The organism is Mycobacterium sp. ACS4054, assembly GCF_001667275.1.
Lineage (GTDB): Bacteria > Actinomycetota > Actinomycetes > Mycobacteriales > Mycobacteriaceae > Mycobacterium.
The window spans coordinates 47,967-67,854 of the sequence record NZ_LZHV01000006.1; the positions used below are offsets into that span (position 1 = coordinate 47,967).

Genomic DNA, 19,888 nt, shown 5'->3' on the forward strand with positions numbered 1-19,888 from the left:
GGTTAACCCGCGTCCGCGTCCACCAGGCTGAGGTGGGCCGCGCGACGCCCGACCCTCGACGACTCATCCACGCGCCCAAAGGGTTCCATCGGTCCGTGGTGGACCGTGACCTCGCCGCCCGTGGCGCAGTGCCGACGCTGCCAGTCGCCGATCGCTTGGTGCGCGGCGTGGTCGAGGTAGTTGGCCACCAGGTGGACGGTCACCCGGGTGCGTTCGGGAATCGTTGCGAGCACGCCCGTCAGCCGGGGCAGGGCCAGGAACGTGCAGGCGCCTTCGATGACCACATGCCATTCGTCCCCCACGGGCTTGGCTTCCACCTTGGCCCGAACCACCCGCCATCCGGTGACGACGACCGCCACGGCCAGCCCGATCATCACGCCGTGCAGCAGGTTTAGGAAGACAACGCTGACGATGGTCGCCAGGTAGACGGCGAGATCGCCGTTGCGCAGCGCGGTTTCGATGTGTGCGGGTTTCAGCAGTTCGATGCCGATGACGATGAGCAAGCCGGCGAGGGCAGCGGTGGGGATTTGTTCGACCAGCCCGGCGAAAGGCACGGCAAACGCCAAAATCCAGAACCCGTGCATGATCGTCGACGCGCGAGTCTTGGCGCCCGCGTTGACATTAGCCGCGCTACGCACGATGACACCGGCAATGGGAAGGCCGCCGATCGCGCCCGACGCCATGTTCGCCGCGCCTTGGCCGATCAGCTCGCGGTTGAAGTCGGTGCGCGGCCCATTGTGCATGCGGTCGATCGCGACCGCAGTCAGCAGGCTCTGGACGCTGGTGATCAGCGTCACGGTGATCACCGCGATCACGACGGCTCCCCAATTGCCGTGCGGAAGTTCCGGCAGCTGCAGCGCATCCAGCACCGAGCCCTCCAGCCTGATCCGGGACACATTGAACGGCAACGTGATTGAGAGCACCGTCGCGACGACGATGGCGACGAGTGGACCGGGGATTTTGGCGAGCCGGGCCGGCGCCCAACGCCACGCGATCAGGATGGCGATGACCAGTAGGCCCAGCGCGAGGCCCGGCCGGTGGGCGCCGGCGATCTGTGCGGGCAGCCCCACAACGTTCGTCCATGCCGAGCTCTGGGATTCACCACCGAGCAATACGTGCGCCTGCTGCAGCGCGATCGTGATTCCGATCCCGGCCAGCATTGCGTGCACCACCACCGGCGAGATCGCCAGGGCGGCCCGCGCGATCCGGCTGATGCCCAACACGACTTGGAGCGCTCCGGCTATCACGGTGATCAAACATGTGATTCCCCAGCCGAATTGGGCGACCAGGTCGGCGACAATCACCGTCAGCCCGGCAGCCGGTCCACTGACCTGCAACGGCGACCCACCGAGGCACCCGGCGACGATGCCCCCGACGATCGCCGCGATCAAGCCGGACAGCACCGGGGCATCCGAGGCGATCGCGATCCCCAGCGACAAGGGAAGCGCCACCAGGAAAACCACCAACGAGGACGGCAAGTCGTACGAGATAGCCGCGCGCAAGCCGCCGAATCGAGTCGGATCAACCTTTTCGGCGTGTTGCATCGACCCCTCCTGCATCAGGCATGACGGCGCCCTCGGAGATCTGTCCGTAACATGCCGGTTAGCGCACTGAAATATACGGCGACACAAGCGAATACACTCGCCACGAACGTCATTGTTCTTTGGGGCGTGCCTGGCCCATGCCTACCGAAGGTATGGGGGCGCCACCTGAGTGGCAACCCGACGAGCCCTGCGCATAGCGAATGCAAATGTTCTGCTACAGCTGGATATCGCCGTTTTCGGTGCGCGCTTGAAATGAAATCAATTGGGGCGCAGCGGACCTATTCCAGAACGAAAACCGGTATCTGCCTTGCGGTCTTGGTTTGGTACTCGGCGTAGGGAGGGTAGGCGTCGACCGCGCGCTGCCACCACTGCTCGCGCTCGGATCCCTCGAGCTCGCGAGCCCTAAGCGCGAGGACCCTGTCGCCGTCCTGCAGCGTTACCTCCGGATTGGCCCTGATGTTGAAGTACCACGAGGGATGCGCCGGGGCGCCCCCCTTCGAGGCGACCATGGCGTAACGGCCGTCGCTCTCGACGCGCATCAGTGGCACGTAGCGCTTTTTGCCGGACTTTGCTCCGGTCACGGTCACCAGAACTACCGGCCGATCGAGAATCTCCACCCCGTCGGTCGTGCCCTGCTCCAGAATCTTCTCGGTCTGCTCGCGTACCCAGTCCCGCGGGCTCAGTTCGACGTCGTCGGCCATACCCGATCTCAACACGTCGTCGCGCTGCAGTCACCCCGCCGCGCAGCGCCGCACGGTCGCTTAAATGGGCTAACTAACTGGCGGCCACCCTGAAGTAGCCTGCCTGTCGGGTTATATCAGGCTAGTTGACATATCTCAGCGAGATTGATATAAAGGTGGCATGTCTCAGTCGACTCACGAAATGTTTGAAGCCGCCTACCGGGGCGAAGCCCCCGAGATGGGCGAGGGCAATCGGCCGCCGTGGAGCATCGGCGAGCCCCAACCGGAGATCGCGGCGCTCATCGAGGCCGGCAAGTTCCACGGCGACGTGCTCGATGCCGGCTGCGGAGAGGCGGCGGTATCGCTGTTCCTGGCCGAACGCGGCTTCACCACGGTGGGCCTGGATCAGTCGCCCACCGCCATCAAGCTGGCACGCGAGAAGGCCGCCGCGCGGGGCCTGACCACTGCCACCTTCGACGTTGCCGACATCAGCGCCTTCGGCGGGTACGACGGACGCTTTGGCACCATCGTCGACAGCACTCTTTTCCACTCGATGCCCGTCGAGCTGCGCGAGGGCTACCAGCAGTCGATCGTGCGCGCCGCCGAGCCGGGTGCCTCCTACTTCGTGCTGGTCTTCGACCGCGCGGGCATGCCCGCCGACGGCCCGGTCAACGCCGTCACCGAGGACGAGCTGCGCGGCGTCGTCTCCAAGTACTGGGTGATCGACGAGATCCGCCCCGCGCGGATACACGCGAACGTGCCCGACAGTTTCCTGGCGGGCTTCCAGGCCTTTGGCGGGGCCGACATTCGCGACGAGGGCAACGGCCGCAAGTCGGTGGGGGCCTGGCTGCTGTCCGCGCATCTCGGCGCGTAGGGGCTCGCAAGGTTTCGCCACCGGCCATTCGGGAGATCCTGACTGGAGCGACAAGTCAGAGGGGATCTCACGTGGACCAGCAAGTGAATTTCGACCCGCCGCCCGCACCCGAGGACGCCAGAGAGGCGACCGAGGAACAGCGCAAGTTGCAGGAACAGCTGGAGCACCAGGACGACGACCCGGATGCGCCGGGACTGCACCAGTCCCGGCGTGACCTCCCCGACGAGAGCACGCGATAGGGTGATCGGGGGGCTCGGAATCCGTTGAGCCAGCTCATGATCCGGTGATTGCCGTCAGGTGCTGATCTTCCGGCGGTCGTGGGCGAGCGCCGACGTCGTCAGCGCCGTCAACGCCAGGCCCCCCAGTGCCGCCAGGGGAATCGCCCACAGGCGACGCATCATCAGCGCGGTGCCGCATTGGCCGACATAGTTCGAGCTGGGGGCGCTGACGGCCTGGTCGGCGCTCGACGCCTGGATCAAATCCGTCGTGAAGCCGCTGCCGCATTTGACCTGCCAACCGAACTGGTCGTAGGCGTCGATGAAGACGGGGAAGCGCAGGGCGAAAAGCCCGCCTGCCAAAGCCAGTACGGCCGCGGCGGCAACCAGGGATCCGCGTTTGGTCATGTCGTTCCTACGTCATGCACACGTTCGCGAAGATCAGCACGGGCCACGACACGATCGACCCGAGAAACGACACCACCAAATCGAGGCCGTGCATGTCGCGCAGGTGCGCCGTGTGGGTGGACGACCAGATCACCCCGACGATCAGATAGGGCGTGCCGAGCAGGACGGCCAGTCCCAGCAGCTCAGCGACGGTCAACTGGTAGTCCAATAGGCGGCGGATCTTGTTGAGCATCGGGCGTGCCTTTCGCACGGAAGCGTGGTCGGAGCTTATTATGTTAACGGTCGTTCGACGTATTTGATAGCGCTCGTCGGTATTGAGCGCCGCCCGATCGCTGCGTCGATCCGGAGATTGGCCTGGGCGGCATCGCTTTCAAGGCAGCGCGGTGCGCTGGCCGCGCACAGGGTGGGCCTGCGATGTGCAGCACCGTTCCGGGCGAAGCGTGGCCCGACCCGCAGCGGATCAAGCCTTGGTTGGGGCTGACCCGCCGAGCAAGGTGATCTCCATCAGCCGGCGCACCGTCTCACGGGCGTATTGGCCCGGGCCGTGGATCACGAGCTGGCCGATGTCGACGGCCAGGGCGAAGGCGGCGTGTACGGCGTATCGCGCGCGGCCAAGCGTTAGGCCGGGCCGCGCGGCTACGGCCAGTCGGGCCCAGGACTCCACCGTCGAGCGGTGAATGTTGTAGAGCAGCACTGCGTCGGCGTCGGGCAGGTTGTGACGCTCCGTGTAGTACACGCGGCCCAGTTCGGGATTGGCTAACGACCGCGCGACGAAGGCGTCGATCAGTTGCGTCAGCGAGCGCTCCGGATCGCCGCCCGCGGCCAGAATGGTGGTCAGGTCGCTGGAAAGCTGGTCCGCGCCGCGCCGATATGAGACCGCCAAGATCGCGGACTTGCTCGGGAAGTATTGGTAGATGCTGGCCACCGGTATGCCGACGGCGGCCGCGATGTCCTCCATGCCGGTTTCGCGGTAGCCCCGTTCGTCGAACAGCCGGATGGATTCGTGCAGCAGCAATTCGTAGCTACCGGCCGCACTCGTAATCGTCGTTGCCCGTGGGGATTCCGCTGCGGTCGCCGGCGGGTCGGACACGTCAGCCCTCAACACGGCCGCGGAGATATCGGCCAAGGTCGCCCGGATCTCACCGTTGCCGAGCCGGGAGCGATGGTCGGTGATGCTGCCGATCACGCTCAGCGCCGCGGCAGAAAGCACCCACCGCTGCCGCGACCGCAGTTTGGGCCGGAGCCTGACCAATGGGCGTTGCAGGCGCCGGTTGACCAGCCTGACCTGCTCGGCCAGCAATTCCTGGTCCGCACCGAGCAGGTAACGGCCTTCCCACCGATAGAGTCCGCCGGCGGTGCGGTTGGCGATGGCGGTGTCGATCAGCGCTTCGGTCAGAGCACGCAGCGACTCCTCGGGATCGGCGTTGTCGGGCGGCTGGTCGGCGAACTCGGTGGCGTCGACGAGCTCTTGACCTAGCGCCAGGACAGCGGACCGGAACAGGTCGTATTTGCCCTGCGAGTGCCGGTACAGCGCCGCCGCCGAGACCCCGACCCGGGCCGCGATGTTCTCCATGCTGACCGCGTGATAGCCGAGCTCGCTGAACGCGTCGGCGGCCGCCCGCGCAATCTGTGCCTTGCGGTCTTTGGGACGTCGCTTTACCGGCTTTGCGGAGGCGCGGCTGGTCGACGGCATAAAGATCACCGTAGCCGCAGCGTGCGCGGGAAGTGGCCGGGTGGCTGACCGGATTTTCCGACCCGAGCGCTACCTTCCAGAACACGAGGGTGCCGCGGCAGGAATTCGCTGGCCCAGGGGGGACACCCCCAGTTCCGGGACCTCCGGCGCCGCACGGCGCGGGCGGGCGGCCCTGCCGTTGAGCCAGCAGGCGACGCCGCCCAGGACCAGCCCGGCGGCGACACCGGCGTCGGGCCGCTGGCCGAGCATGAGCCATGCCAGCACCCCGGCGACCGCGGGGATGACGGCGAACAGCATGGCCACCGCCGCGGCGCCATGGGCATTGATGGCGCGCACGTAGAGGCTCACCGCCAGCGTCGCGTTGAGCAGCACCATGGCGGTGACCGCGATCACCGCCTGCCGGACGTCGTGCACGGTGAACGGCGTGGCGACCGCCAGCGCCGCCGCGGGGATCAGTGCGACCGCATTCTGCATCGCGCTCGTCGTGCGGAAGTCGACGCCCGAGCAGAAGCGCTGCTGGTAGACGCCGCCGGCCGAAAGGCCAAGCAGCGCAACGCCAAGCAGCACGATTACCGGGTCGATCCCGTGGGTGCTCGCCAGCCGCCTGGCGCATGCGGCGAGCACCGCGACTACCCCGATCGCGAGCGCCGCCACCCGTTGCGGGCCAAGGGGTTCGCGCAAGAACGCGGCGGCCAGGATGGCCGTGACGACCGGGTTCATCGCGATCACGACCGCACACAGCACAGCCGGCGACCCGAGCTGAACGGCCTCGTAGAGGCAACAGAATTGCACCGCTTGAATCAGCAGGCCGACCACCACGACGTGACCCAACTGCGCTCCCCGCGGCCAGGGCGCCTTCGCCAGCAGCGCCCAAATAACCAAAACCGTTGTGGCCAAACCGAATCGCAGGACCAACGCGGCCATGGGGGTGATCGCGGTCACCGCCAGGACCCCGATCGGGTAACCGAGCGCGTAGAAGAACGTCACCGCCGACGCGGTCGTCAGCGGCATGCGCGGTAGCTCCATGCGACCCATGCTGGCCCAGACGACCGCCGGCGTCCAACGAATATTGCTGATCGGGATCGATCGCGTTCTCTTATCAGTCCTTGAGTCCTGGCGCCGAAATCGGTTCACCTATCGGCACGATTGATCGAGAATGCTGATCGGACTATCGTGCTGACTATGGCCCAAGTGCTGGACATCGCGCCGCTGCGCAGCCTTGTCGCGGTCGCCGACTGTGGCGGATTTCACCGCGCCGCCGCCGCCCTGCACCTGAGTCAGTCCGCGGTCAGCCAGCATCTGCGCCGAGTCGAGGCGGTGGTCGGCGAGCCCCTGATCGAACGCTCCGGGCGCGGCATCGTCTTCACCGAGATTGGGCTCAAGGCGTTGCGGCATGCCCGCGCGATATTGGCCGCTCACGACACCGCGCTCGACGACCTGGGGGCCACCGAACCCAAGCTGCTGACGATCGGCGCCACCGAGCACGGCGCCGACGTGATGCTGGCGGGGCTGACCACCGTGCTGCGGGAGCGGCTGCCCGATCGTCGGGTGCGCTTCCGGCTCGACCGCAACGTCTCCCTGGCCGATTCGATCGAACGCGGGCTGGTCGACTTGGCGATCATGCTCGACGGCGCGGGCCTGGACCGCGCCCACGCGTCCGGACTCGTTCGGCTGCAATGGATTTCGGCGCGCGCCTTGGCCGTCCCGGCACGAGAACCACTCCCGCTGGTGGTCTTCTCCGAGCCGTGTACCTTGCGTGAACCGGCGTTCGCCATCCTCGAAAACAACGGCATCGCCTATGACATCGCCGCCGAGTGCGGCGACTTGTCCGGGCTGTATGCGGCGGTGCGGTCGGGTCTGGGGGTGGCGCTGCTGCCGATGATCGGGAGGTTGCCCGACGGCCTGTGCCCCGCCGAGGGTCTGCCACCCGCCAATAACGCATCGGTTCTGGTGCGCGGCCGCGCCGGCATCGACCCGGACGTGCTGAGCACGGTCGACGACGCGGTGCGTGACGTGCTCGCCGCCGCGGAGTAGCCGTCGGCGCCGCGGTTGATATCCGGACGGCCAAGGCATTGAATTTCAGTCATTCACTCGCTGGCCCCGCCCGGCCCGCGCCGCACGAAGAGGAGCCGTCGGCATGACCGATCCCGTCGCCCCACTGGCCGGCAGAGTCGCCTACGTGACCGGGGCCGCCCGCGGCCAGGGCCGTTCCCACTGTGTCCGGCTGGCCCGGGCCGGCGCCGACATCGTCGCAATCGACGCCTGCGCACCGGTCGCACAACACAACGGCTATCCCCCGGCCCTTCCCGAGGACCTGGCCGAGACGGTCAGCCTGGTCGAGGGCGAGGGCCGCAAGATTTTCGCCGACGAAGTCGACGTCCGCGACTTGGTGGGCCAGCAGCGGGTCGTGGCCAACGCGATCGAGCAGTTCGGCCGGCTCGACATCGTGGTGGCCAATGCCGGCGTGCTGAATTGGGGCCGGCTATGGGAGATTTCGGCCCAGCAGTGGCAGGAGACCATCGACACCAACCTGACCGGGTTGTGGAACACCATGAAAGCCGTTGTCCCGGCGATGATCACGGCCAGCAATGGCGGATCGATCATCAACATCAGTTCCGCGGCGGGAATCAAGGCGGTCCCGGGCTGCGGGCACTACTGCGCCAGCAAGTTCGGCGTCGTCGGGCTCACCAACTCGTTGGCCGTCGAGCTCGGCGAATTCGGCATCCGCGTCAACTCGGTGCACCCGTATGGCACCGACACCCCGATGGGCAACGACCTGTCGATGTATCAGGTCTTCCAGGATCATCCGCAGTACATCCACAGCTTCTCGCCCGGCGCGCTGCCGACCGATTCGCTGGCTTCTCCGGACCTGATTTCCGACATCGTGGTGTGGCTTGCCAGCGACGCGTCGTCGTTGGTCACGGCCGCCCAAATCCCCGCCGATAAGGGCTACTTGAAGATCTGAGACGATCGGCGATTACCGATTCAGTAGCGGCCTCAGGTCGTCCAGGCGGTCGAACAGGTGCCAGATGTATGCCGATGACCCGTTCTCGCGGTGCGGATGCAGGTCGGCAAGCTCCGGGTCGTTGCAATAGTTGTCGAAGGCCTCTCGCGATTCCCACTCCACCAGAATCAGCACCTGCCGCGGAGTGATGTCGCCGAGGACCGCGTGTTGGAAACCACCGAGTGCGACTACCCGGCCGCCGTGCTTCGCCACCTCCGCGGGAGATCGTCGCGAGTAGGCGCGGTACTCGTCGGCGTCGGCCACATCGAAGAGATTCAAGGCATAGACGGTCATGGTCACCGACATTACGTGGCCGCGTGCGCGCCGGCGGGCCGTCGCCTCTGCCCGGTTCGCGCAGCTCGCCGACCGCCCGCGTCGATGGTCGCGGGTCTCTGCGCGTTAGGGTGCCTTGGTCGGCCGCAGCGAACCGGTCGATAGAAATGTTGAGCTAATTCATGACCGCACCAGCCGAAACGTCGACGCTCGAATCCCGCGTGGGCCACTACTACCCGGTCGACGAACCGTACCGGGTCTCCGGAGAGAAGGTGCGGGAGTACGCCCGGGCTGTCCAGGACTACCACGCGGCGCACTGGGACGTCGCGGCCGCCGCGGAGCTGGGATATTCGGGGCTGGTGGCGCCGCTGACGTTCACGGCGATCCCGGGCATGGTCGCCAATCGCCAGCTGTTCGAATCGGTCGTCGTCGGTTACGACATGTATTTGCAGACCGAAGAAGTCTTCGAGCAGCACCGGCCGATCGTGGCCGGCGACGAATTGCACACCGACGTCGAACTCTCGTCGGTCCGCAGAGTCGCTGGCCGTGACCTGATCACCGTGACCAACACGTTCACCGACTCCGCGGGCGAGCGGGTGCACACTATGCACACCACCGTCGTGGGTGTCACTGCGGACGATGTCGATCCGTCCATGCTGGTGGCCGCGAAGAACGTGGTGATGCACGACGTGAACCTCACCGGAATCGACACCTCGGAAGCGGCGTATCGGAAGACCGTGCGCCCGGCGAGTGATGTTCGGATCGCCCGAGGCGGTTCGGACCGCATCCCGGGCACTCCGTGCTTCGATGACCTGAAAGTCGGCGACGAGCTACCGGTGCACCACGCCCGTCTGTCCCGCGGCGACCTGGTGAACTATGCCGGTGTCGCCGGCGACGCCAATCCGTTGCACTGGGACGAGAACGTCGCCAAGCTGGCCGGCCAGCCCGACGTGATCGCCCACGGAATGCTCACCATGGGTTTGGGCGCCGCGTTCATCTCCGCGTGGTCGGGCGACCCCGGCGCGGTGACCCGCTATGCGGTGCGGCTGGCCCAGCCCGCGATCGTGTCGGCCACCGACGGTGCAGACATCGAATACAGCGGCCGGATCAAGTCGCTGGACCCGGCTACCCGGGCCGGTGCGGTCATCGTCGTCGCAAAGTCCGGTGGTAGGAAGATCTTCGGGCTGGCAACGGCGGAAATCCGCTTCCGCTGAACGACGGCGGCGAACAGCCGCTACCCGAGACTGACGAGTTGCTCGACCGAGTCCCTGGGTAGCTCACCGTCGACGACCGCGGTGACGGCCATGTTCTGCACGGTGATCGCGCCCCCATGGTTGTCGAGAAATGCGGTGTCGGCGGCATCGCGGCCCGTGGCGATCCGCACCATCGACTGTCGGGGCGCCAGGCACGTCGCGTCGACGACGCGCCACACATCATCGATCAACGCCTCGGCCACGGCGTGAAAGTCCATCGGATGGCACCCCGGCGCGTATACCGCGACCAGTCGCGCCGGGACATTGACCGCGCGCAGCAACGCGATGACCAGATGGGCATAGTCGCGGCACACACCAGCGCCCGCAAGCAAGGTGTCGGTGGCCCCGTCGATCGGATCGCTGGATCCCGGGACATAGCTGAGCCGGGTGCCGACCCAAGACGAGACCTTCTCCAGCAAGGTCACCGACGTGGCGTACTGCTCGAATTCGGTTGCGGCGAAACCGAAGAACTTGTCGGCCTCGGCGTATCTGCTCGGGCGCAGATACGTGATGGCGTCGATGTCGTTCACCGGCGCGGGGTCGGCCTGCCCGGTCACCGTCGCCGAGTACGAGACCGTGACGGTTCCTTTGTCGGCCGCCACGACGTGGATGCGCGACTCATGCGGGCCGATAACCTCTCGCGGTTTCAGTGCCTTGCCGTTTCGCGTGATCCTGAGGGATTCGCTCACATCGATGCCCGGCTGGCTGCTGACCGCGACCTGGAAATCCAGCACCGCCGCTTCGGTGACCTCGACTTCGATCTCGACGCCGACGCTGCGGCGGGCGTCGGTCGTCCTGCTCTCGGTGGTGGCGCTGCGGTGTCTCCATGCGGGCATAACTCAAGCCTTCTCGTCGAAGCCGGTCGAATCCCGCTCGCTGCTTGGCAGGGCTTCCGTATACGCACTTTCTTACCGCACGAACGCCTTTGGCGCTCGCCGGCAGCCGCCTCGACTACTGGCCCGCCCGGTGTGCGAGGTCGATGGCGTATTGGCTGACGAAGGTGCCCGCCGCGGGATCGCCCTTGCCGCAGGATCCGTCGGATTCACCGGGTCGTTTGATCCACAGGTAGGCGTCGGCGTGCGCACCCGCGGTCGACGCGGTGGGCGGGGTGCCCAGCGCCCGGCCGCTGGGATTGCACCAGTTGAGCTCGGAGTCGGGCGCCGGCCCGGCACCGTTGCGGGACGTGTCGACCACGTAGTGTGAACCGTTCGTGAGCCCCGAAATGGCTTCGCCGTAACCGATTTCGTCCTCGGTCGTGAAGAAGTTGGCGGTGTTGACACTGAAGCCCCGCGCGTGGGCGACACCGGCCTGATTCAGCCGGCCGGCCATGTCCTCGGGGGTGTGCCAACGCAGATGACCGGCATCGACGTAGACCGCGGCGTTCGGATCCTTGGTGAGCGTGTCGACGGCGTAGCGAATCAAGTCGTAGCGTTCCTGACGCTGATCTGCCGACAAGCAGTCGGCCATCGCGAGCGCGTCGGGTTCGACGACGATCGCCACCCGCGAGGCGCCGACGCCGGAGGCGATGCCGTCGATCCAGCCGCGGTAGTCCGCGCCCGACCCCATGCCGCCCGCGGCGAAGCTGCCGCAGTCGCGGTGGGGGATGCCATAGAGCGCCAGTACCGGGATGGCGCCGGCGGCGTTCGCGTCGCCGACGTACTTCCCGACGGTGGCTGCCGAACCTCCGGGAACGATCCAGTAGGCCTGCGGCGTGTTGGCGATGGCGGTCAATTCGGGGCTCGGCGGATCGGCGCTCTGCGCGGCGCGCATGGCCGCCGAGTTGGGGTTGACGTAGAACGGCGCGCCGGCCAACGGGTTGCCGTCGGCGACCAGTCGCATCGTCGGGGCGTGCGGCGCGCCGGTGGACATACCCACGAAGCCGATGGCCGCAACGGTCAGGAAGGGAGCGATCCAGCGCGCGAGAGCGCCGGCAGCCGAGGACATCACGACAGGAAAGTTAGTGCTTCGAGGTATCGGGCGCGAATCCGGGTCCGGCATGGCCGAAGGCCCGTCGCGATACAGCACAGATTGACCGGGGACAGCGCAGTGCGGCCCACCGAACACCAATCAAACTCCCCGTCGGGCACGACCGTGGACCAGCCTGGATTCCCAATCACCCTTCACGCAACGCAGTCAACGCTGTTCTTGTTGCGCCAGCATTCGGCGGGCAGTTTCGATGAGCTGTTGCACCCGGTCGCGTAGTTCCTCGTCCGGGGCACCCCTGGCCCCGAGTTCTTCGGCTTTAGCGAGCGCCATTCGGATCGCGTTTCGGATCTCGTCTATCCGATACGACGCCGCGCATTGCTGCGTGTATTTGAGAAGTGATTCCAAATAGGCAAAGCGCTCCCAGAATTTCCCAAGTGGTTCAGTGCGCTCTACCAGGTGAAGATATCGAGTGTCGTTGTGGTGATGCAGATAGTCCAACGTCGACCAGTTGCCAGGCTGGTCGAGCCGCGCCAATTTGGCCGCCGTCAACTCTCGGCGCCAACTCGCTTCGAGCTCGCCTGGGACGGCGCAGTCTAGATACTCCTGTTCAACACCGTCACGCGACATATAGAACTGGGAGCCGTCGTACTGAAAGAACAGCACGCGTGCACGTTTGATCCAAGGATTTCCGTTCGCACCGGAGTTCGAAGGAGTGTTCACCCTGCCGACTCTAATGATCGGCAGCGCATCAGAATGAGCGCAAATCGGTCGATCAATCCCCGACAAGCGAATTTCAGCTGGGGATTTGTATTTCGCCTACCGCGCCATGTTGGCGAAGCGCGACAAGTGCAGCTGGTGCGCGACGGTCACCGTCTTGGTCGGGCCGTTGCGGTGCTTGGCCAGAATGAAGTCCGCCTCGCCGCCGCGCGGATCGTCCCGCTCGAACGCGTCGGGCCGGTTCAGCAGGATGACCATGTCCGCGTCCTGCTCCAGCGACCCCGACTCACGCAGGTCCGACAGCATCGGCTTCTTGTCGGTGCGCTGCTCGGGACCGCGGTTCAGCTGGCTGATCGCGACCACGGGAACCTCGAGCTCCTTGGCCAGCAATTTGAGCTGGCGCGAGAATTCGGACACCTCCAGCTGCCGCGACTCGACCTTCTTGCCCGACGACATCAACTGCAGGTAGTCGACCACGACCAGGCGCAGGTCGGCCTTCTGCTTCAGCCGGCGCGCCTTGGCGCGGATCTCCATCATGGTCAGGTTCGGCGAGTCGTCGATATACAGTGGCGCCTCGCTGATTTCGCTCATCCGCCGGGCCAACCGGGTCCAGTCGTCGTCGTTCATCCGGCCCGACCGCATGTCGGCGAGTTTGATCTTCGCCTCGGCGGAGAGCAGCCGCATCACGATCTCGGACTTACTCATCTCCAGCGAGAAGATGACGCTGGCCATCCGGTGCTTGATCGAGCACGACCGCAAAAAGTCCAGCCCGAGGGTGGAGTTATGGGTAGGAACCATTGCCTGGCTCGCCAGATACATGTGGCTGTGGTTGTCCACTTCGACACAACGCACGGGAACGGTCTCGATCGGCCGGACGTCCACAATGAAGCGTGAGCCCGAGCGCGCGGTTCCAGTGGCGGCCCGACGCTCCTTGTGCAACAGGGCTTTTCGCTGCAACGCGAATACCGCGTCGTCGGTGGAGAACGTCAGGGTGTAGGCGACGCTGGACGACTCGCGGCGGCCCCGGACGCGCTTGGTCGAGGTTTGGCAGCGATAGCCCAGGCTGACGATCAGTTCGGCGACATCGCACGCCAGCCGCTGGTTGGTGACCGAGAATTGGACGGCTCCGCCCGCCGTTACGGTTCCGTCGGTGTCGAGCAAGCCGGCGAACAGGGCTCGCCGTTGTGTCTCCGAACCCCGCAAGTAGTCCACGGGAATGTGCTTGTTACCGAGCACGCCGAGCGTTCGGAGTCGCGCCTGCAACGTCGTCACCAATCCGTCCGCTTCGATACGCATGATGATCTCGGGATCGGCCACGGTGATCTGCGCCGCCGCGCTGGTGCCATCCCCGAGCCAGGCGCCGAGAGTATAAGGCGGTACCAGGAATTCACGGTCCGGGAGATCGAGGGCGCGCGCGTTGACCACGCTGTGGTTCAGTCGCCGGTCTAGAGTGGCGCAGCGCAGGCTGCCGGCGATCTCGGCCGTCGTTCGCACGGCCGCAAACGTGCGCTGATTCTTATAGCGGTGGTAGCCCACCGCCGCGGCTTGCGCCGACTTGCGGGATGCGCGGGTTTCGGTCAGCCACTGGTGCGCCGCGTCCGCGACGATCACGGTCCCGTCGGAGAACTCCACCTCGAAGCAGGGCCGCCCGAGCATCACCTCGGTGGCGGCCACCACCCGCGTCGGCCGCCCGTCGTCGCCGAGCAGCTCGTCACCGACCGCGACCTCACCCATCGTCGTCCAGCCGGACGGCGTGGGCAGCAGCGTGTCCAACGCGAGCGCCTTCCCGACTCCAGGCCTGGCCGCCACGATGATCATCTGCCCGGCGTGCAGGCCGTTGGTCACCTCGTCGAGCTCGGTGAAGCCGGTCGGTACCCCGCGTGCGACGCCGCCGTTCGAGGCGATGGCGTCGATCTCGTCCATCGTCGGCTGCAGCAGATCCTCCAGCGGAACGAAGTCCTCCGTCGTCCGCCGGTCGGCCACCTCGTAGATCTCCGCCTGCGCCCGGTCGACCACCTCGGCCACGTCGGCACCCTCGGCCCCGGCGTAGCCGTACTGCACCACCCGCGTGCCCGCCTCCACGAGCCGGCGCAGCAATGCCTTCTCGGCGACGATGGTGGCGTAGTAGCCCGCGTTGGCGGCCGTGGGCACGGTCGAGATCAGGGTGTGCAGATAGGGCGCGCCGCCGATCCGGCGCAGCATCCCGCGGCGGTCGAGTTCCGCGGCGACCGTCACGGCGTCGGCCGGCTCGCCGCGGCCGTAGAGGTCCAGGATGGCGTCGTACACGTTCTGGTGCGCGGGGCGATAGAAGTCGCCGGGGCGCAGCCGCTCGAGTACGTCGGCGATGGCGTCCTTGCTCAGCAGCATGCCGCCCAACACCGCCTGCTCGGCGGCCATGTCCTGCGGGGGCTGACGGCCGAAGTCCTCGCTGGGCGCGGGTGAATCCATGCCCGGCGCCAAGTCATCGACGACCGCCATGCATCCCTCCTCCCCTACCACGCACCCGAACGTACATTCGAAAATCGCTCTCGTCAGCGTAAGTCAAGGAGCCGACACTTCCGTCCCACAGCACTCGCACGCCTCGCGCCGGGACGACGTTAGACGTTGCTGGCTAGTAGGTGAAAGGGGCGCTGTTCATGAACCTGTGCATCGTGTGTGCATATCCGTCGACACCTGTGTTGAGTGGGGTGTGGAGAACCTGTGTATGAATTCAAGGGGCCCTGACATCACTGCTGTTAAGGGCCATGTAACGCGACGAAATTCGTGTGGACAAGAATCTCTACGGCGTGTCGTCGCAGGTTACTGCGCCGGGCGTGTTGGCTTTCGGCCACATTTTGGCAGCGTTACGGGCCGGTAAATAGGGTCGGCGGGATACACCGCAGCAATTGTTCGCTAGGGCGGCCGTCCGCGACCATCCGCCGCGCGAAGCGGGCGGGCGCCCGCAGCACAACTGAGCCCGGCGGCGGCCGATAGTGGCCACCGCCGGGAAAGAGCAAACGTCGGAGGCTTAGCTCTCCGCGACGACCTCGAGGGCGACCTGGACGTCGACCTCGGGATGCAGGTGCACCGACACCGGGTGGGTGCCGACGGCCTTGATGTGCGACTTGGGCAGCCGGACGATCCGCTTGTCCAGGTTCGGGCCGCCGGCCTTCTTGATGGCCGCGACGACGTCACCGGACGTCACGGAGCCGAACAGCTTCCCGGAGTCCGCCGCGGTCCGCACCGGCAGCTGGACGGGGCCCAGCGCCTCGATCGCGGTCTTGAGTTCGTTGGCGTGACCGAGGTCGCGCACGGCCTTGCTCTCGCGGGACCGGCGGATCTCGTCGGCCTGCTTCTGAGCGCCGCGCGAGGCGAGGATCGCCAGGCCGCGCGGGAGCAGGAAGTTGCGGCCGTACCCGTCTTTGACCTCGACCGTGTCGCCGACGGTACCGAGGTGGTCGACGTCGGCCGTCAGAATCAGCTTCATCGTTGTTCGTACTTTCGCTTGGGTCCTAAATGAATGCGCCGGCTATCGCGCCGAGGAGGTGAAGGGCAGCAACGCCACCTCGCGGGCGTTCTTCACCGCGATCGCGATGTCGCGCTGGTGCTGCACGCAGTTGCCGGTGACACGGCGCGCCCGGATCTTGCCGCGCTCACTGATGTAGGTGCGCAGCAGTGCGGTGTCCTTGTAATCGATCGATTGGTCCTTCTTCGCGCAGAAGACACACTTGCGCGTCTTGACCGGCTTTTCCGGAGCCGGACGTCGCTTGCTGGACTTGGCCATGACTGTCTTTCTTTCCTTTTCTTACAGTTGAAGTTCTTAGAACGGCGGTTCGTCGTCGCCGCCGCCGAAGGACCCGGATGCCGGGGCGCTGCCCCACGGGTCGTCGGCGGGTGCGCTGCTCGCCGGTGCCGATGCCTGACGGGATCCGCCGCCGCCGCCGAAGCCGCCACCACCGCCACCGCCGCCGCTGCGGCTCGCCTTGTTGACCTTGGCGGTGGCATACCGCAGCGAGGGCCCGATCTCATCGACCTCGACCTCGAAGACGGTGCGCTTCTCGCCTTCGCGCGTCTCGAAGGACCGCTGCTTGAGCCGGCCGGTGACGATCACCCGCGACCCGCGAGTGAGGCTCTCGGCGACGTTCTCGGCCGCCTCCCGCCAGATGTTGCATCGCAGGAAGAGCGCCTCGCCGTCTTTCCACTCCCCGCTCTGGCGGTCGTAGATCCGCGGTGTCGACGCCACGGTGAAATTCGCGACGGCGGCACCGGACGGGGTGAACCGCAACTCGGGGTCGGCGGTCAGATTCCCGACAACGGTGATAGTGGTGTCACCAGCCACAGTTTCCTCCTCGTTCCGCCCTGCTACTCGCTTCTCCGACGGTGAATGGCACGTATCCTCGCTGAGCCTACGCAAGTCCACCGACGGTGGGCCCGCGACTCAGCCATGGGTGTTAGTGCTTGTCGGTGCGCATCACCTTGGTGCGCAATACCGACTCGTTGAGGCTCAGCTGGCGGTCGAGCTCGGAGACCGTCGCCGGCTCCGCCTTCAGGTCGACGACCACATAGATGCCTTCGGCGTGCTTGGCGATCTCGTAGGCCAGCCGCCGTTTACCCCAGATGTCGACCTTGTCGACGGTTCCGCCGTCTTTGCGGACGACGTTCAGGAACGTCTCCAACGACGGGGCAACGGTCCGCTCGTCGAGCGTGGGGTCAAGAATGACCATGATTTCGTATGGACGCATGGAAACCTCACCACCTCCTCTGGTCTAAAACGGCCACGGTCGATCCGTGGCAGGAGGGTCGCCTGCGTCGGCAACCGCACCAGGTTACCGGACGACGGGGTGAGTAAAGAAATCCGGGCGAACCGGCTACTGCCGGGCGTCCAGGTATTCGGTGGCCCGGTCCATCGTCGCCTGGTCGGCCTTGGCGAGGGAGCCCGAGTCGAAGGGCGGCTGCGGGTCGTATTCGATGAGCAGCTGGGCGGCCTGCGCCGCCTCCCGATCGACCAGGAGCTCGACCAACCGCAAGGCCATGTCGATGCCGCTGGACACGCCCGCCGCAGTGATGATCCGCTGCGGGAGGTGCTCGACGACGCGGTCCGGCACGTAACGCGCACCCAGGTCGTTGAGCAGGTCCCTGGCGCGCCAGTGCGTGGTGGCGGTCAGCCCGTCGAGCAGGCCCGCGGCGGCCAACAGCAACGCTCCGGTGCACACCGACGTGGTGAACGTCGTCGTCGGGTGCACGGCCTGCAGCCATGCGCGGATGGTCTCGTCGTGGATCAGCTGGCGGGTCCCGATCCCGCCGGGGAACAGCACGACGTCGGGCGAGCTGACTTCGTCGAATCTCGCGTCGCAGCTCAGCCCGAGCATCCTGTTTTCCGTGCGCACCTCGCCCCGACGGTGACCGACGAACACCACCTCGATCGAGGGGATGCGCTGCAACACTTCGTAGGGGCCCACCGCGTCGAGCGCGGTCACCCGGGGGAACAGCGGGACGGCAATGAGGGTCATGGCGCCACTCCCACCGGCACCGCGGGCTCGGCTTCGGGGACCGGCGCGCGGCGCGCGCCGGTCGGTCGCAGCCGGTCCGGCAGCCACCGGGGCGGGGCGTCCGGGGCGCGGTCAAAGGGTCCGCCCGACGGGTCGTCCACCCGGCCGCCCCAGCGGACCAGGTCCTCGTCGGGCCGGTAGATCTGGCGAATCACCAACGCGCACAACGCAATGACGGCAACGTCTCGCAACAGCACCGTCGTGGTGAAGAACTGTTCCGGCAGCGAACGGTTCGGGTTGCCGTACAGGTAGTACATCCGCGGCACCCACACCACCGCGTCGATGGTCATCCACGCCAGCAGGATCCGACGATGCGGCAGGGCCAGCACCGCCAGCGGCACCAGCCACAGCGAGAACTGGGGGCTCCACACCTTGTTGGTCAACAGGAACACCGCCACCACCAAGAACAACAGTTGCGCGAGCCGCGGGCGTTGCGGCGCGGTGAGCGCCACGTAAGCGATTGCCGCACAACTGATTACGAACAGCACCGTGACCACGGCGTTCAGCACCGTGGGCGGCTGCCAGAACCCCAGCTTCGCATCGAACCCGTGCCAGCCGGTGAACGATTTCACGACGTTGTACACCGAGTCCATGTCGTCACCGCGCCGGGTGTTGAGCCGGAAGAATTCCGACCAACCGCGCGGAAAGAGCACCAGCACCGGCAGGTTCACCAACAGCCACGTGGCCGCGGCCATCCCGGCGGTCCGTGCCAGCGCCCGATACCGCCCCGTCCGGATCGCCAGGACCACCATGGGGCCCAGGAACAACAGGGGATAGAGCTTGGCGGCGGCGCCCAACCCGATGAGGACGCCGGCGAGCACCGGCTTGCGCCGCGCCCACGCCAGCAACCCGCCCATAGCGAAAGCCGTTGCGAGCGCGTCGAAGTTGGTGAAGATCTGGAAAATCAGCAGCGGCGAGGCGGCCACCAGCGCCGCATCCCATATCCGGCGTCCCGCCAGGCCGGCGGTCGCCCAAACGGTCGCCAGCCAGGCCAGCGCCAGGCCGAAGGCCGCGACGTCGAAGAACATCACCACCTCGGCGACCACCGGGATCGGGGCCAGCTTCGTCAGCGCGGTGTAGGTCTTGGCCAGCGCCATCGACACGTACTGATACATCCCGGTCAGCACCGGATACTCCATGTACCGCACCGCCGGCCGGCCGTCGTAACGGGTCTGCGGGGTGCCGCTGCCGTCGGTCTCGACCCAGCTCGACTTGTACGGAAACTTGCCCTGGCTCAACAACTCCGCGCCGTAGAGCGGGACGGTGTCGGAGTAACACAACTCGTAGTACGCGCGCTGGTTGTCCCAGTTGGCGACCCGCTGATCGGCCGTTCCGGTGCCGGTGCTCTGCAGGCAGGCCGCCTTGGTCGACCAGCCGAGCGCCAAGAACACCAGGCCGATCAAGAACATCACCCGCAGCGGGGTCATCACCCGCGCGCGCCCGATCAGCGCGTGCCTGCCCACGGGTCCCCCGACGACTTCAGCCAGCGCGGCGCCCAACGCGTCGGTGCGGCTTGGGCAATCGCGGTTGTCGACGCTACGCAGATCGCCCGCCAGCCGCTGCGGAGAGATGCGCTGCTCGGCGTCGGTCACGGCGGCGGTTGCGGCGCGGGAGCTTGGGGGCCGCCCGGCGGGACGCCCGGCTCAAGACCGCCTGGCCCGCCTTGGCCGCCCGGCCCGCCTCCGCCCGGGCTGGGCGGGGCGTTGGTGATGGTGGTGGGCGGGCCGACGGGGATCGTGATGCCCGGCGCCACCTCGATGGTGGGCTGGATGA

23 protein-coding genes are annotated in these 19,888 nt (G+C 66.7%); 5 read left to right on the plus strand and 18 right to left on the minus strand.

All coding sequences use genetic code 11. The features are described 5' to 3' along the window. Positions 1-2: 2 nt before the first annotated feature. On the minus strand, positions 3-1,544 hold the full coding sequence (locus A5730_RS00885) for a SulP family inorganic anion transporter (RefSeq protein WP_067894368.1): 1,542 nt from the start codon (positions 1,542-1,544) through the stop codon (positions 3-5). A gap of 278 nt (positions 1,545-1,822) precedes the next feature. After that, positions 1,823-2,245 carry a nitroreductase family deazaflavin-dependent oxidoreductase gene (locus tag A5730_RS00890; RefSeq protein ID WP_067894299.1) on the minus strand — a complete coding sequence of 141 codons (423 nt, stop codon included), beginning with the start codon at positions 2,243-2,245 and terminating at the stop codon, positions 1,823-1,825. A 160-nt stretch (positions 2,246-2,405) separates the two neighbouring features. Between A5730_RS00890 and A5730_RS00895 the strand changes: the two genes are divergently transcribed. Next, positions 2,406-3,098 carry a class I SAM-dependent methyltransferase gene (locus A5730_RS00895; RefSeq protein WP_197506074.1) on the plus strand — a complete coding sequence of 231 codons (693 nt, stop codon included), beginning with the start codon at positions 2,406-2,408 and terminating at the stop codon, positions 3,096-3,098. Between the two features lie 71 nt (positions 3,099-3,169). Next, positions 3,170-3,337, plus strand: coding sequence for a hypothetical protein (locus A5730_RS24870; RefSeq protein ID WP_197281059.1), 168 nt, complete (start codon positions 3,170-3,172; stop codon positions 3,335-3,337). A 54-nt stretch (positions 3,338-3,391) separates the two neighbouring features. Here A5730_RS24870 and A5730_RS00900 read toward each other — a convergent pair whose 3' ends face one another. The 4 genes from A5730_RS00900 to A5730_RS00915 form a co-directional block, all read right to left on the minus strand. Continuing rightward, complete coding sequence (locus A5730_RS00900) at positions 3,392-3,721, minus strand: hypothetical protein (protein ID WP_067894304.1); 330 nt, start codon at positions 3,719-3,721, stop codon at positions 3,392-3,394. Positions 3,722-3,728: 7 nt separating this feature from the next. After that, a complete protein-coding gene (locus A5730_RS00905) occupies positions 3,729-3,953 on the minus strand; it encodes a hypothetical protein (RefSeq protein WP_067894305.1) in 225 nt (74 codons plus the stop codon). A gap of 228 nt (positions 3,954-4,181) precedes the next feature. Beyond that, a complete protein-coding gene (locus A5730_RS00910; RefSeq protein ID WP_067894306.1) occupies positions 4,182-5,414 on the minus strand; it encodes a TetR/AcrR family transcriptional regulator in 1,233 nt (410 codons plus the stop codon). A gap of 69 nt (positions 5,415-5,483) precedes the next feature. Next, positions 5,484-6,440, minus strand: coding sequence for a DMT family transporter (locus A5730_RS00915; protein ID WP_067894371.1), 957 nt, complete (start codon positions 6,438-6,440; stop codon positions 5,484-5,486). A 156-nt stretch (positions 6,441-6,596) separates the two neighbouring features. Here A5730_RS00915 and A5730_RS00920 point away from each other — a divergent pair, with 156 nt between their 5' ends. Together A5730_RS00920 and A5730_RS00925 are read left to right on the plus strand one after the other, a co-directional pair. Next, the gene (locus tag A5730_RS00920) at positions 6,597-7,448 is read left to right on the plus strand and encodes a LysR family transcriptional regulator (RefSeq protein WP_067894307.1); all 852 of its coding nucleotides are present in this window, start codon (positions 6,597-6,599) and stop codon (positions 7,446-7,448) included. Positions 7,449-7,551: 103 nt separating this feature from the next. Beyond that, positions 7,552-8,379, plus strand: coding sequence for a mycofactocin-coupled SDR family oxidoreductase (locus A5730_RS00925; RefSeq protein WP_067894310.1), 828 nt, complete (start codon positions 7,552-7,554; stop codon positions 8,377-8,379). Between the two features lie 12 nt (positions 8,380-8,391). Here A5730_RS00925 and A5730_RS00930 read toward each other — a convergent pair whose 3' ends face one another. After that, positions 8,392-8,712: a DUF1330 domain-containing protein gene (locus A5730_RS00930; protein WP_067894379.1), complete on the minus strand. Its 321-nt coding sequence runs from the start codon at positions 8,710-8,712 to the stop codon at positions 8,392-8,394. A gap of 161 nt (positions 8,713-8,873) precedes the next feature. Here A5730_RS00930 and A5730_RS00935 point away from each other — a divergent pair, with 161 nt between their 5' ends. Beyond that, positions 8,874-9,905, plus strand: a complete 1,032-nt coding sequence (locus A5730_RS00935; protein WP_067894313.1) for a fused (3R)-hydroxyacyl-ACP dehydratase subunits HadA/HadB — start codon at positions 8,874-8,876, stop codon at positions 9,903-9,905. A 20-nt stretch (positions 9,906-9,925) separates the two neighbouring features. On the opposite strand, the gene A5730_RS00940 is transcribed toward A5730_RS00935, so the two are convergent. The 11 genes from A5730_RS00940 to A5730_RS25050 all read right to left on the minus strand — a co-directional run. Beyond that, entirely contained in the window at positions 9,926-10,780 is an 855-nt protein-coding gene (locus A5730_RS00940; RefSeq protein WP_067894316.1) for a transglutaminase family protein, read from the minus strand. 115 nt (positions 10,781-10,895) lie between these two features. After that, the gene (locus A5730_RS00945) at positions 10,896-11,891 is read right to left on the minus strand and encodes a glycoside hydrolase family 6 protein (protein WP_156745629.1); all 996 of its coding nucleotides are present in this window, start codon (positions 11,889-11,891) and stop codon (positions 10,896-10,898) included. Positions 11,892-12,077: 186 nt separating this feature from the next. Continuing rightward, on the minus strand, positions 12,078-12,590 hold the full coding sequence (locus tag A5730_RS00950; protein ID WP_156745630.1) for a hypothetical protein: 513 nt from the start codon (positions 12,588-12,590) through the stop codon (positions 12,078-12,080). Between the two features lie 96 nt (positions 12,591-12,686). Further along, positions 12,687-15,065: a replicative DNA helicase gene (gene dnaB, locus A5730_RS00955; protein ID WP_067894335.1), complete on the minus strand. Its 2,379-nt coding sequence runs from the start codon at positions 15,063-15,065 to the stop codon at positions 12,687-12,689. Between the two features lie 529 nt (positions 15,066-15,594). Beyond that, a complete protein-coding gene (gene rplI / locus A5730_RS00960; protein WP_067820864.1) occupies positions 15,595-16,053 on the minus strand; it encodes a 50S ribosomal protein L9 in 459 nt (152 codons plus the stop codon). 42 nt (positions 16,054-16,095) lie between these two features. Next, positions 16,096-16,350 (minus strand): 30S ribosomal protein S18, encoded by a 255-nt coding sequence (gene rpsR / locus A5730_RS00965; RefSeq protein ID WP_055399563.1) that lies wholly within the window; start codon positions 16,348-16,350, stop codon positions 16,096-16,098. 36 nt (positions 16,351-16,386) lie between these two features. Then, a complete protein-coding gene (locus tag A5730_RS00970; RefSeq protein ID WP_067894339.1) occupies positions 16,387-16,905 on the minus strand; it encodes a single-stranded DNA-binding protein in 519 nt (172 codons plus the stop codon). A gap of 112 nt (positions 16,906-17,017) precedes the next feature. Further along, positions 17,018-17,308, minus strand: coding sequence for a 30S ribosomal protein S6 (gene rpsF / locus A5730_RS00975; RefSeq protein ID WP_044509152.1), 291 nt, complete (start codon positions 17,306-17,308; stop codon positions 17,018-17,020). A 126-nt stretch (positions 17,309-17,434) separates the two neighbouring features. Then, positions 17,435-18,076 carry a DJ-1/PfpI family protein gene (locus A5730_RS00980; protein ID WP_067894342.1) on the minus strand — a complete coding sequence of 214 codons (642 nt, stop codon included), beginning with the start codon at positions 18,074-18,076 and terminating at the stop codon, positions 17,435-17,437. Beyond that, positions 18,073-19,707 (minus strand): glycosyltransferase family 87 protein, encoded by a 1,635-nt coding sequence (locus tag A5730_RS00985; RefSeq protein ID WP_197506076.1) that lies wholly within the window; start codon positions 19,705-19,707, stop codon positions 18,073-18,075. Before A5730_RS00985 ends, A5730_RS00980 begins: the two co-directional genes overlap by 4 nt. After that, the coding region (locus A5730_RS25050; protein WP_156745631.1) for a hypothetical protein at positions 19,704-19,888 on the minus strand (185 nt) is incomplete at its 5' end. The genes A5730_RS00985 and A5730_RS25050, both read right to left, overlap by 4 nt.